General features: G+C 57.4%; 11 protein-coding genes. All 11 read left to right on the forward strand.

The features are described from left to right. Positions 1-55 precede the first annotated feature (55 nt). The 11 genes from ACJ8M3_RS24005 (at position 56) to ACJ8M3_RS24055 (ending at position 12,660) form a co-directional block, all read left to right on the forward strand. Complete coding sequence (locus tag ACJ8M3_RS24005) at positions 56-3,370, forward strand: LPD7 domain-containing protein (RefSeq protein WP_442514771.1); 3,315 nt, start codon at positions 56-58, stop codon at positions 3,368-3,370. A gap of 26 nt (positions 3,371-3,396) precedes the next feature. After that, a complete protein-coding gene (locus ACJ8M3_RS24010; protein WP_060432360.1) occupies positions 3,397-3,750 on the forward strand; it encodes a hypothetical protein in 354 nt (117 codons plus the stop codon). 8 nt (positions 3,751-3,758) lie between these two features. Next, on the forward strand, positions 3,759-4,466 hold the full coding sequence (locus ACJ8M3_RS24015) for a DotI/IcmL/TraM family protein (protein ID WP_080437538.1): 708 nt from the start codon (positions 3,759-3,761) through the stop codon (positions 4,464-4,466). 23 nt (positions 4,467-4,489) lie between these two features. Then, a complete protein-coding gene (locus ACJ8M3_RS24020; protein ID WP_218829068.1) occupies positions 4,490-5,464 on the forward strand; it encodes a DotH/IcmK family type IV secretion protein in 975 nt (324 codons plus the stop codon). A 3-nt stretch (positions 5,465-5,467) separates the two neighbouring features. After that, a complete protein-coding gene (traO, locus tag ACJ8M3_RS24025) occupies positions 5,468-6,814 on the forward strand; it encodes a conjugal transfer protein TraO (RefSeq protein WP_442514772.1) in 1,347 nt (448 codons plus the stop codon). Positions 6,815-6,824: 10 nt separating this feature from the next. Next, positions 6,825-7,172, forward strand: a complete 348-nt coding sequence (locus ACJ8M3_RS24030) for a hypothetical protein (protein WP_060441973.1) — start codon at positions 6,825-6,827, stop codon at positions 7,170-7,172. Beyond that, positions 7,165-7,884, forward strand: coding sequence for a conjugal transfer protein TraP (traP, locus tag ACJ8M3_RS24035; RefSeq protein WP_218829066.1), 720 nt, complete (start codon positions 7,165-7,167; stop codon positions 7,882-7,884). The genes ACJ8M3_RS24030 and traP overlap by 8 nt, the downstream gene beginning before the upstream one ends. Positions 7,885-7,894: 10 nt before the next feature. Further along, a complete protein-coding gene (gene traQ / locus ACJ8M3_RS24040; RefSeq protein WP_060432364.1) occupies positions 7,895-8,437 on the forward strand; it encodes a conjugal transfer protein TraQ in 543 nt (180 codons plus the stop codon). Positions 8,438-8,515: 78 nt separating this feature from the next. After that, on the forward strand, positions 8,516-8,902 hold the full coding sequence (locus ACJ8M3_RS24045; RefSeq protein WP_060441975.1) for a DUF6750 family protein: 387 nt from the start codon (positions 8,516-8,518) through the stop codon (positions 8,900-8,902). Positions 8,903-9,008: 106 nt separating this feature from the next. After that, positions 9,009-9,623 carry a conjugal transfer protein TraT gene (locus ACJ8M3_RS24050; RefSeq protein WP_072271415.1) on the forward strand — a complete coding sequence of 205 codons (615 nt, stop codon included), beginning with the start codon at positions 9,009-9,011 and terminating at the stop codon, positions 9,621-9,623. Continuing rightward, positions 9,598-12,660, forward strand: a complete 3,063-nt coding sequence (locus ACJ8M3_RS24055; protein WP_442514773.1) for an ATP-binding protein — start codon at positions 9,598-9,600, stop codon at positions 12,658-12,660. The genes ACJ8M3_RS24050 and ACJ8M3_RS24055 overlap by 26 nt, the downstream gene beginning before the upstream one ends. Position 12,661 lies beyond the last annotated feature (1 nt).

Here is a 12,661-nt window from a genome sequence, read left to right on the forward strand (position 1 = left end):
CTAGCATAAAGGCCTTTAGGGTGCCGGGAGAGGTATCGAAGTCGAGGAGATCATAATGGGAGAAAAAACCAAAAATCGTCTTTGGTTGGCGGTGCGTCACGAAGAACGCGAGAAGGCTCGCAAAGCCGCAGGGCTACTTGATGATGGCCGTTCGGCGCTGGCCTGGGATAAAGATGCGGTTCTGTGGTATGCGCGACCGGGGTGTGATATCGAGCGCGTGAAGGCTTGGTTACCCGACAAGACCATCAGCACTGGCGGCGGTGATGCCCAGGCAGAATTTCACGATGCCCTTACGCAGGCGGGGTTAATCGTGAAAGGGTTGCCGGTGATGGATGGGAAACGGCATCGCGTCGCTACACTGGAGGATAAGAAGGGGCAAAAAAGTGGTGTTTATCGCGGGTTCCTTGATCGGCGCCCCGGCGGTTGGTTCATCAACTATCACCGGGCTGAGACGGAAAAGTCTGTCACGAATTGGAAAGCCAGTGGAACAGAAGCCGATCCCGTTGCCCGGCTCCACATTCGAGCAGCTGCTCGCCAGGCGCACGATGAAGCTGAACGGGCGCGAGAGGCCAATTACCGCCGACAGACGGCGAAAGCGCAGGCGCTATACGACAAGCTTCCGGGCGCAGACCCTGCCCATCCTTATCTGGTGCGAAAGGGGATATCCCCGACGCCGGAGCTGCGACAAACTCAAAACGGTGCCCTGGTGGTGCCGTTTTTTAATGCTGAGGGTGAATTTCGCACCTTGCAGTACATCACGCCTGACGGCGATAAGCGGCTTTACAGCGATGCGCCAAAGCAGGGGAATTTCTTGGTGGTGGGCGGCCCGCTAACGCCTGACGCCCCTGTGTTGTATGCCGAGGGGTATGCCACGGCCAGAAGCCTGAATCTTGCTACTGGCCAGCCGGTCGTAATGACCATTGATGCCGGCAACATGGCCGCAATTGCCAACGTACTGCACGCGCGTTATCCCGATACCCCACATATCTTCCTTGCCGATTTGGATCATGCAAAGAAGGTGAACAAAGGGGTGATGATGGCTACTCAGGCTGCGTCATCAGTGACTTACGGTGCTGCAATTGTGCCTGATTTTACTGATGCAGAAAAAAAACTGGGGCTGACCGATTTCAATGACCTTCACCAGTCGCGAGGGCTGGATGGGCTACGTTTGCTCGTGACCGCCAACATTGCCCGTGCACTGGATATTATCCAAGAGGAAAGAGAAAAAATGAACCATCCATCCGATGGCGCTCCGCTGCCCATTCCGGAAGAACCACCGTTTGCACCGGTTGAAGCAGTGCCGCCGATGCCGACAGAGCCGCCCTCTATTCAGGCCGATGTCGGGCCTGTTGAGCCGATTGTTGATCACCTTCCCGTAGTCGATGAAACGCCGATCGATATTAACGATTATGCGTCCTGGGCCGCGCAAGCCGAGACATCGGGCGTACCGTTACCTGATATGGGCGCCGAACCTGAAGAAGGCTCTGTGGTTTCTGATGTAGCCGATCGTTCCGGCGACACGCCTATTTCTCTGGCAGGACGGCTTAATCCTGAAGGAAGTGCGCCAGAACCTGCACCGGTTGATGCTGCAGAACACATTGCACCGATTCCTGAGGCTGCTGAACCAACACGGGAGATACCATCCGATACGGTCAGTGACCTGGAGGATGTGCCGCCTCGCCAACACAGTGAACCTCAGCTAGAAAATGCCATACCGGCGTCACAATGGGCCCATCATTCGGAGTCCGAACAGGCTCAGAAATCATCAACAGTCGATGCAATCTGGGTGGGCCCACCACGTCCGAGCAGCGAGGCGGCTGATCCTGATGTGGCGTTGATAGACAAGGATGCGTTACTTCAGCGGCTGTCATGGGAAAAGCAGGGGGACAATGCGGTTCTCTACAAATTGGATAACGAACCCGCGTTCATCGATCGGGGCTCCCGATTGGATATGGCGGAGGGGGCCAGCCAAAGCGATGAGAAGGTACTGGCGGCGTTGTTGACCGCGGCACAGTATTACCGTGGCCGTATTGAATTGACCGGCAGTGACGCTTTTCAGGAAAAAGCGATCGCCCTGATTGCCCGGCATGAAATCAATGTGACGATGAAGGTCCCTGCCCAGCAGGCCATGTTGGAAGATGCGCGGAAAAAGTTGGCTACGCCAGTGCCAGTTAGTGACGCTGTCACCGGTGATGCCGTGCCAATGCCGGAAAATTCCCCCGCATCGCAACCGGCTACATCGCCGGTGCACCATTCCGGCCCTGCAGCTGCCACACCGCCCGCCGCACCGCAAGAAGCTGAGCCAGTTGTTGAGACGCGGAATCATCCAGCAGCCAGGCAGCAAGAGAATGCCGCCCATCCTGACAGCGGTATTCCTGCCGCTATTCACCAAAGCTACAAAGCCGCGGCGGCGGGTGTCACCGGCAAAGTCCTCAAATGTGGTACCGCCCCTTTCCGTTTTGAACCCGGAGAATCACAAAGCTCGTTCATTACGCTGCGGACACGGGAGGGAAAACAAACATTTTGGGGTAAGGAGTTGGCGGGGCTAATACGTGAAACCCGTATCCAGCCCGGTCGTATGGCCACGCTTACCTGGTTGGGGAAAGAAGCCGTAACCGTGCAGGTTCCGCAGAAAGACGATCAGGGGGTGGTTACCCACTTTGAGTCAAAAACAGCGCATCGCAATCAGTGGTCTTTGACCCCTACCGGGGGTGATACGGTACGTACCGGTCAGGATGATGGGGTCAAGTTGGCGGCATTTGATGCGGCAAGATTTGCCAAAATCCAGTCGACCATCATCAACCAGCTGCGTCTTGATATGCCACCGCCGGCAGCGCCTCAGGAAGGGGTGTACTGGCTGCGGCCAGATGGGCAGGGCAGTCAAACACCCGGTGATGTGCTATCTGCACCGCGGCCATCCATGGATAAGGGGGCGGGAGAGCCGGTTGCCAGCAGCTGGACGCAGGATGGTCATCTTGATCTATACCTGGTGCGCAGCGATGGCCCATATCTGCAGGGGGTGGTTCGCCATCAGGGAGAATATCAGCATGTGCTGGTGACGTTACCTGGCCGAGAGGATGCGCCTCCCATGGTGTTCAACACGATCACCCCTGAGGGGGCGAGACCTGTAGGCTGTGGGAATGGGATCAACCGCAGCAGTGGCCAGCCCGTACCTCGCGAGAACATCGCCTTCAGGCTGGAAGGCGATAGCCAGGTTCGAATTGGCAAACTGGATGCTCCTGCCAGTTTACCGCCCGCGCTTCATTCCCGACTGGGTTTTGACGAACGTTGGCGCGATGATAACGCTTCCCCAAAGGCCGCGCCGGCGGCAGCGCCAAAGGCGCAGCCGGGCGACCCTCGCCCGATATAACTCACTGACCGCAAAGGACTCTCTTTATGTTTAAAAAAAGCGTGTGCGCCGCACTGCTTGCGGCGTTGTGCTGTCTGCCGGCTACCAGTTTTGCCTCCACCTGCCGTGCGGGGGCTGCGGCTGAAGCCGGCAGCAAAGCCGGTTATGAGCAGGCTCGACGGGCCGCCGAAGCCTGGGCGTCGCGAGAACAGAATGCCTCTGACCAGTTACAGGATTGTTTGTCGCGGATACGTACAACCACTATCCAACTGCCCACGTTCCCCAGCCTTGCCGACATCATGAACCAGGTGTCCGAGAAGGTCTGTCAGGCGGCCGTTGACAAGATCAACGACTACATCCCCGGCACCATTGACCCGTGGCAAGAGTTCACGGGGCGTTAAGGAGACCCATGCAAACGCAAGAACAGAGTTCTGCCGAGGCGGCACTGGCGCCGAACATGGCACCCCCGGCATCAGACGATGAGACGCGTGCCTTTGCACACGCCCTATCCATGCAGCGCCAGCGTGAGCTGGGCGCGGCTTTTGCTCATCGCTGCCTGAACGTCGTGGTGTGGTTGTGCGTGGCATTGGTGCTGTCACTTTCCCTCAACGGGTATCTGGGGTGGCAGGTTGCACACCCCCCGGTCAAATACTTTGCAACTGAGCAAGGGCGGCTGACGCCTGCCAAACCGACAAACATTCCGGCGTTTAGCTCGGAGGATGTCGCTGCATTTGGCGCCGATACTTTACGTCAAGGCTTTACGCTTGATTTTGTTCACTATCGCGCACAGATGACGCGCGTGGAGCCGCGTTTTAACGACCAGGGGTTTGAGGGCTATAACAGGGCTCTGACATCGTCAAACATCCTTGCCGCAGTGAAAAATCAGCGGATGAACCTGTCGGTTGATGTGGCGCCTGGCGTCATACGCAGCAAAGGGTTACTTGGCGATCGTTTTACCTGGGAATTCCAGTACCCGGTTACCCTCAAGCTTGATGGCCAGCAAACCAGCACGCCGGCCCAACGTTTTATCTTCACTCTGCGCATCCAGCGCGCCGATGTTCAGGAAAAGCCGGCGGGACTTGAAGTCACTCAAATGATTTCGACAAACGCCAACTGAGGTTCCCCATGAAAAATACCCTTATGTGCACTTTGCTGGCGCTGATGACGGCGCCGGCCTGGGCAGAGGCACCCGCTGCCTCTGCGCCGTCGGGTTGGTCACAAAGTCAGGCGCCCACGGCTGCGGTGCCGGCGGCACCGGCAGCGAGGCCGATATCTGAACCACCATTACCGAATGGCGCCGGATTATCTGGTAACGATCCACTGCCCCCGCCTTCACCGTTGTATGCCCAGGCTGAGGAGGCCGTATCTCCACTGACGCCGGATGAGATCCGGCAGTTGCGGGCGCGTCAGTCCGAGGTGAACCGGGCGATGACATCACCTCCCGTGGCGGTGGTACCACGCATCAGCGCGCTGACCGTCGACCTGGCGCCGGGGGCCAGTTTGCCCCTGGTGCGAACGGCAATGAACTACCCCAGTTCGCTGACGTTTATCGACAGCACCGGTGCTCCCTGGAAATTGGGTGCAGCGCCGATCAGCGGTAATCCGGCCTTCCAGATTTACTGGGTGCCTGACAGCCCGGTAATGGTGGTCTATGCCAAGCAACCTTTTGTCAGCGGCAATATCACCGTTTATCTGAGTGGGCTGTCCGTGCCCATCGTGCTGAACGTCACCAGCGGCGAACCGGATACGGATGCCAAAACCTGGACAGTAGACAGCCGGCTCGATATGCGTGTTCCACGGCGCGGCCCAGCTGCCAAAGCGACAGCGATCCCGGAAAGTCGCATTGGCCTGCATGACAGTACGCTGCAGACCTTCCTTGACGGCATACCGCCTAAAGAGGCGCGGCGGCTCAAAGTGACGGGGGGCGTACCGGACACGACGGTATGGCAACTGGGGGATGATTTGTACATCCGATCGCGCGCCGATATTCGTGATGAGTTTGAAGCGACGCTTTCCTCTGCCGATGGCACTCACCTGTGGAAGTTGCCGGTAACGCCTTATGTGACGTTTTCCGTTATGGGAAAAACCACCGCGCTGAACATTGCTCTGGAGTAAGACATGGCGAGTGAAAATGATGCAGGAAGGGATAAAAAACTGACATTGACTCTGGTGGCCTCTGCCGTGGTGGCGTTGGTGGGGGGGACTTATTTTCTCTGGAGCTGGCTGGCGACTCCTCCGCCGGCGCCATCCCAGGTTGATATCAATCGCGTCGGGGCGTCGGTACACAATAAAGGGGCTGAGACACCGGCGTATCGAGAGCTACTGCGCCAGTATAACCAGGAAGGCGTGACGGCCGCGCAGCAACGCAACAGCAGCTTTATCGCGTCTATCCCGCTGGAGCAGGAGCCGGTGACGCTGCCTTCACAGGCTGCAAATGCGCGAAAACCATCGGTAGCCCCCTCTGTCCGGCAGGGACGCAGCGACTCACGTCAGGCCGATACTGACAGGCAACGGCAGGACGAGCGGCGTCAGAAAGCGCTGGATGCGTTACTGGCACAGATGACGCCGCAAGCGGATTCGACAACACCACCCGCCGGTATACAACTGGCTCAGGCACTTGGCGGTGGGGAGGGTAATGCATCCGGAGGACGCGGTGATGATGTTTCGGGCTTTGGCAGCTGGAGTGCCAGTTTGCCAGGCAACGTATCGGTGCAAACGGCTTCGCTGAATGCCGGTCAGGGAGGTTCACCGGTCACGCCTTCTGTGGTCATCCCTCCCTACTGGCGTGGACCGGGGGTGATTGATATTGGTGTGGATTCGGATAACAGCACGACGCCGGTCTTGGGGAAGTTTGTATCGGGGCCTTATGCCGGCGCGGTACTTAAAGCCCCCACCGGCGCGAAGTTGGCGGGAGATGGTGTCGTGATCCACTTCACCGAAATGGCCTTTGGGGGCGTCAATTATCAGGTTGACGCGTATGCGTTGAATGATGAGAGCCTGGTGCCGAGCGTCGCCTCCCACGTCAATAACCATTACTTCTCGCGCATTGTATTGCCGGCGGTGATGAAGGGGATCGGCGGTATCGGCGAGATGTATGCGCAAGCCAATACGCAGGTGGTAACGAACGGCTTCAATGCGGTGACGACGCGGCCGGGTACCCCGGATGGTAAAGCCGTCGCCGGTGTTATTGCCGGCGGCGCCGCCAGCCAAGCGGCAAACGTGCTGAGCAGTGATGCGGCACGGTTACCGCCGAAACAGGTCCTTGTCGATAAGCAACAGGTGGTCGCGATCCAGTTCATGCGCGGGGTTTACTCAACCGATGCGGTCAACGCGGGGACAACGGCGGCGCCCATGGTCACATCACCGGTGGTGACACCGACGGAAAGCATGCCGCGGACAGAGAGTGACTGGCGGTCACAAACACAGGCACGAATCGAAGCGCAGCGCAGGCTGCAACAGCAATAAGGGCTATCCCATGGCACGAAAAATTGATCCGGGCATTACTCGAAAACAGCTAAATGAAGGTCAACTACGGCAGGCGCTGAACTGTGCGCTGGCCTGCTTGCACGCCTGTGAGCCTGACGTGATATCCCCCAGGTTGCTTCAGGACTGGGTATCTTCAGATAGGGTGTCCGAGTTGTACCGTCTTATGCATACCGATCATCGGTTTGAAAAGGGGCGCGTTGCGCTCGAGAGTTACTTCAACGGCCTGCCCAGCGTAAACCTCGAGCAAGCGGCGTCGATGAACCCGTGGCCGGAAGCCGCAGAGTGTGCACATGAGCATCTGGTCCAGAAGATTACTCGGGAGAATAGATATGAGTGAATTTTCGACTGCCCCGACAGTAACCACCCCGTCTGAATCTCCGCCAACACATCCTATGCCCGCCAAGCCTGGCTTAATGCAACGCAAGTTGCTGTTTGGTCTCACATTGCCCTGGCTGGCTGGGGCCGTTCTTACACTGGGACTGTCGGCAGTTTATCTGTTTGCCCCAGATTTGAATGGCGGTGACAGCGGTTCGGCAGCAACACCGGACGCATTTAGTGAATCTGAGTATGTGCAATCTCCGGCGCCAGTGACGTTGGCACCCGTTACCTCTGCCGGGGGCGCGGATGCGGTTCAACTGCAAAACGACGTCGCTACCATGGTCGGTGGTGTCCGTTCTTTTGCTGAAACCAACCGCACGGCGATTTCCCGTTTGTCGGATACGGTGAAAACGCAGAGTACCGCGCTGGCCGCGATGAAACAGCAAATGGCAGACCTGCAGGCGCAGAACAACCAACTGCTTGTCCGGTTGTCCGTGCTTGAAGCAAAGCCCGTAGCCGTGGTGTCGCAGGTTAACGACCGTGCGGTTCCCCGGGCCCGTTCTGCGCTTGCCGGCATGCGGCTTGATGCGGTGCAAAATGGCATGGCGTGGGTGTACTGGCAGGGTAAAACCTGGGCGGTCAAAGCAGGCGATCGGCTGGGGCGAGTGACGATCACCGACATAGATGCGCAGGCGCGTGAAGTCAGCACCAGCGCAGGCGTACTGAAGTGAGGTAAGTGCTATGCCTAACGGAAGTGATGCTATCCAGCTGCTGGTTAATCTTGCCCACAACGTGCAGGGGGCGTTTACCCGTTTGGGGTTTACGCTGGCCATGCTGTTTGCCGTGGTGGGCGCGATAACTTTTCTGGCCCACCACGCCAGTGCTTCACGCAAGTCGCCGGGGCAGGCCGCCGGTGGAGGGAAGGTTATCGCCTGGTTGCTGCTGTGCGGCGGGCTGGCGGGGTTAGATCAAATGATCGGGGCTGCCGCCAGACAGGTGGGGTGGCAGGGGGCGACCTTCGACGCCATCAGCTATGTGGATGTCGGTACCTTTGGCGTGGCGGCCGATGCCGCGAACGCCATGCTGACGCTGATCCGCGTATTTGGCGTTTATATCGCGCTGCAGGGGATGTTGACCTGGCGCCGCTCACTTAAAGATGGGCATACGGGGTTATCGGCCAGCCAGGACGTTTCCACCGGAAGCCTGAAATTCACTCTGGGTATCATGATGGTCTGCAGTCCTTATCTGCTTGATGCCCTGCAAAAATCCCTTGGCATGCTGTAAGCCTGCCGGGTTTCATCCGCGCGTAAGCGCACTCTCATCCTTCATTAAATAACAATTTTCATTTTCAAGGAGTTAATCATGCCTAATGACATGATGCTGAATCTTTCCGTGCGCGTTTATTTCCTGAAAACATGGTTACGTCAGCGACTTAGTGCGTTTTTATCCGCGGCTGCTGCAGCTCTTCCTGTCGCTGCATTTGCCGATGGTGATATTGCTGATATGGCAAATCGGGCTGCTGAAGGTGCGAAGTCTGGCATCAAGTCGTCGCTGACCATCGCGCAGTTCGCTGGCGTCTTCTTTGTTATCGGTGGACTCATAGCTGCCAAAAACAAGAAAGATAACCCGCAAGTTAAGACCTGGCACATCTTAGCGTCCATCCTGTTTGGCGTTTGCCTCATCGTGGTGCCGGAAATTATCAAACGGGCGCAAACACAGGTGGGGTTGACGCCGGTCAACGTCGGTTAAACGAAATGCGCTCCGGGCTTCCGGAGCGTTTTTTTATGGAGTGACGCTATGGCACAGCGACATATTTCGGGTGATGCCCCGGACGGCATTTGGTGGAGGTGCTGCCATGACTAACGCTCAGTTAATGCCGGCCCCATTGGCGCTGGATATCAGCGGCGATCCCCAAACACCGTTGCCGCTGCAGATGGAAGGTTCACGTTGTCAATGTTGCGGCCTGCATATTCGCAGGCTGTGGCAGGGGGCCCGAGCAGGGTTTGATGAACCCCATGCGGTATGCACCTTGTGTTATCTCACCGGACATCTTGACAGCCCCACCGCAGCGCATGCCCGGCTGGTCTGGCTTCCAGGCACGTCTCTGACGAATGCCCTTCATCTGCAGCGTCAGATTTTGCTGGCGATGATTGCCGGCAATCGCGCGCAGCAACGTGAAGGAAAACGTTTGTGGCGCTGGATGGTGCTCCATGCGCGCGAAGTGGAAGGGGCATGGGGAACGGCGCGCGTCGGCGAGTTTGCTGCCGCCATGTTGCGATTGCCCCCGGGCAAGCGGGCACGCTTGCAACAACGCCTCATTGGCTGCGTACCCGTGTTCCCACCTGATGTGTTCGATGATCTGTCGCTGTTATTGCCAGAAGGTAAAACAGCGACGCAGGCCTTAACGAGCTGGTGTTTGCCTACTTACCGCCGGAGTGATTTGTATGCTGAGCCCGATCCGCTGGATTGAAGAGATAATTACTGCAACATCCCGCTTTGCCGTGTCGCGGGATTTGCCTGACTACTGTGATTTGCAGACGGTGATCCGCCTGACAGATGACGACCGTATACGCCATCCTGAGTTGGAGGCCCCCTATATCTTGGTGACTGATGACGGTGACTATTGTTCGGCCTTCTCCGTCGCCGGCAGTTTTTGCGACACTGATGAAACTGCCCCCTCTGATGCCCCGTTTTCCTGGATGGGGCGCATCAAACGCATGACCGAATCGCTGAATGCGGTATATCGCCGGCATGGTCATAAATTCAGCCTGGTTTACGAGGATGATCCCTCGCGCGGGGAAGAAGAGGTCAGACGCCTGATGGCACCTCAATACCGCTCCATTCGGCGTACCGGTATTGCACTGAAGGAGATTCTCGATGAGCGGGTGGCCAAAATAAGCCCCTGGGTGTCACGAGAACGCTGCTATCTGGTGTGTTATACCGGGCGCAAGGCGTTGTCAGCGCACGAACTGAAGGACGAAAACAAACGCCTCAAGGCACTTATCCAGCAAAGCCCGGATGCGCGTTTTGGCCAAAATCCGGTGTTGGCGGAGATGGTGGGGCAAAAAATCAGGCATGACGCCTTTCTCAGCGGTATAGAAACGGCGCTGAAGGACAACGGGGAAGGTGTACTGCTGAGCCGCCTGGACGCGCACTCAGTTGGTCATGCCTTACGCGAACAAGTTGATCGCGCCGGCACCTCCGAACACTGGCGGCCGTTGTTGCCGGACGATCCTATCATGCCGCATGGCGTACGTGATGGTGAAGACCATACGCCATTCCTGGCGCCTTGGCTGAACTTCCAGCTGATGAATCAGGATGTTCACCCGCAGGGCAATATGTTGCGCATTAATGGCGTGTGGCATGGCACCTTGTCTGTCGTTCTTGGGCCGCAAACCCCTCAGTCGTTTGCACATCTTAAAGCGTTGGTACCGCGCGCGGTGCCCTGGCGGGTTCGCATGGATGTGATGCCTGGCGGGATGGCTGCGCTGGGCGTCAAAAAAGGGACGCTCGACTTTATGGCGTTCGTACCGACATTGCGACCGATTTGGAAGTCCATTGCAGCACTCTCCCAGGCTGATAGAAATGAACCGGTCTGCGTGATGACGATAACGGCGGCCACCTGGGGGGACAGCCCGCAGGCGGTGACCCGTAATCTGACGCTACTGACACAGGCTTTCCAGTCCTGGGGCGTATGCGAGGTGACACAAACCTTCGGCGATCCCGTTCGTGCCTGGGTTTCCACTTTGGTGGCATCCAGCAAAGGCAGTGGTCCTAATCCACTGTATCCGCCGCTATCCGAAGCGCTGAATCTGGCCCCACTGACGCGCCCGGCCTCTGCCTGGGAAGACGATGGCAACGCACTGTTCCCTACGCTGGATGGCAAACTCTACCCTGTGGGGTTGGCCACCAGTAAGCAGAACAAGTTGACCAGCCTGGTATCGGGTTCACCAGGTACGGGTAAATCGGTATTACTTAATGCCCTGGGTAATATTCAAATCACCAGTGCCCAGCAAAATCTGCCGTTTTTTGCCGGTGTAGATAAGGGGTTCTCGATGCAGGGGCAGATTGCTTTGCTGCGGGACAGTTTACCCCCTGAGCGGAAAGATGAAGTGATCGGCATAGTGTTGCAAAACGATAAGGCGCATTGCCGGAACCTGTTTGATATCCAGTTGGGGGCACGGTACCCGATCCCTCCTGAGCGCAACTGGATACTCAGCATGCTGACCGCCATGTGTATCGATCCAGAGACCGGAATACCGCCGAACGCACGGGATACACGCCAAATTCTCAATCGTGCTATCAGTAAAGCCTATTCTATCAATGCTGAAACCAGCGGTGCTCAGCTCTATAGTCGCGGACTGCCGGGGCTGGCGTGTGTTGACCAGGCTTTGGATAAGCTAGGGCTGTTCGAGCGGTTCGATGCAGACTGGTGGGAGAAAGCGGTGTGGTATGAGGTTCGCGACCTGTTGTTCGACGGCGGGTACGTTCGGGAGGCCCAGCTGGCGCAGTTTCAGGCCGTGCCTGAATTGTCGGATATGACCCGGATCTTGAACCTCGATGAGATTAAAAGTGCTTATGGCGAGATCCAGCGTGACGGTAGCCAGGAAAAATTGCTGGATTATCTGTTCCGTTGCATGAACGACGCGGTCGGTGACTTCAAGATGCTGGCTGGGCGCACACAATTTGTAATTAACCCCCGCACCCGGGTTATTGCCATTGATCTCAACAACGTCATGGGCGACGACAGTAAAGAGGGGCACCTCAAAACGGGGATCATGTTCCTGTTTGCCGGGCAGGTGGCGGGCGGTGACTTCGTTTTGCCTCAGTACCGAGACGCGTTACTGGCCGCGGTCGATAAGCGTTATCACGCATTACATATCGAGCGATTGGAACAGCTGGATCAGGAGGTGAAGACAAAGGGGTATGACGAACTGCATAACGCCAAGAAAGTGCCTTTTATCTTCCCGATGCTGGAAACCCAGGACCGTGAACAACGTAAGTTCGGGGTTCGCACCGTGTTGTCCTCTCAGTATATGCGCGACTTCCCTGACGCCATCCTCCGCTCGGCTAACTCACTGTTTATGATGGAAGTCGATCCGGATGATGAAGCGCTGCTGGTCGACCGCTTCAAGGTGCCTAAGGTTACCCTGCGTAATTTCCAGCGCTGCGGCACAGGCCCAGCGCCCGACGGGAGTGGCGTGCCGTTCCTGGGCATCTTTCGTATCAAGGGCAGTGGCACGCTCGCCAGAATATTGAAAAACGCACTCGGGCCCCTTGAACTGTGGGCGCTGAACTCTTCACCGATAGACAGTCCACTCCGCCGCCTGTTGTACGAGCAGGTTGGTGGGTCAACGGCGCGCGCCATTCTGGCCGAAGCTTTTCCGCAGGGTACTGCGGAGAAGTTGATCGAACTGCGAAGAAAGCAGGCCGGCGATGTCGATGCCGGCAATGTTACGCGTCAACTTGCCTCAGAGCTTATTGCCAAACGCGGCTATCACATCTAAG

This window comes from Serratia sp. CY55921 (assembly GCF_052167655.1).
GTDB classification, from domain to species: domain Bacteria; phylum Pseudomonadota; class Gammaproteobacteria; order Enterobacterales; family Enterobacteriaceae; genus Serratia; species Serratia ureilytica.

What these genes read in the sequence shown, in the direction of transcription:
- ACJ8M3_RS24020 (WP_218829068.1), top strand. Translation starts at nt 4,490, where the DNA reads ATGTGCACTTTGCTGGCGCTGATGACGGCGCCGGCCTGGGCAGAGGCA.
- ACJ8M3_RS24045 (WP_060441975.1), top strand. Translation starts at nt 8,516, where the DNA reads ATGCCTAATGACATGATGCTGAATCTTTCCGTGCGCGTTTATTTCCTG.
- ACJ8M3_RS24005 (WP_442514771.1), top strand. Translation starts at nt 56, where the DNA reads ATGGGAGAAAAAACCAAAAATCGTCTTTGGTTGGCGGTGCGTCACGAA.
- ACJ8M3_RS24015 (WP_080437538.1), top strand. Translation starts at nt 3,759, where the DNA reads ATGCAAACGCAAGAACAGAGTTCTGCCGAGGCGGCACTGGCGCCGAAC.
- ACJ8M3_RS24055 (WP_442514773.1), top strand. Translation starts at nt 9,598, where the DNA reads ATGCTGAGCCCGATCCGCTGGATTGAAGAGATAATTACTGCAACATCC.
- ACJ8M3_RS24050 (WP_072271415.1), top strand. Translation starts at nt 9,009, where the DNA reads ATGACTAACGCTCAGTTAATGCCGGCCCCATTGGCGCTGGATATCAGC.
- ACJ8M3_RS24030 (WP_060441973.1), top strand. Translation starts at nt 6,825, where the DNA reads ATGGCACGAAAAATTGATCCGGGCATTACTCGAAAACAGCTAAATGAA.
- ACJ8M3_RS24010 (WP_060432360.1), top strand. Translation starts at nt 3,397, where the DNA reads ATGTTTAAAAAAAGCGTGTGCGCCGCACTGCTTGCGGCGTTGTGCTGT.
- traP (WP_218829066.1), top strand. Translation starts at nt 7,165, where the DNA reads ATGAGTGAATTTTCGACTGCCCCGACAGTAACCACCCCGTCTGAATCT.
- traQ (WP_060432364.1), top strand. Translation starts at nt 7,895, where the DNA reads ATGCCTAACGGAAGTGATGCTATCCAGCTGCTGGTTAATCTTGCCCAC.
- traO (WP_442514772.1), top strand. Translation starts at nt 5,468, where the DNA reads ATGGCGAGTGAAAATGATGCAGGAAGGGATAAAAAACTGACATTGACT.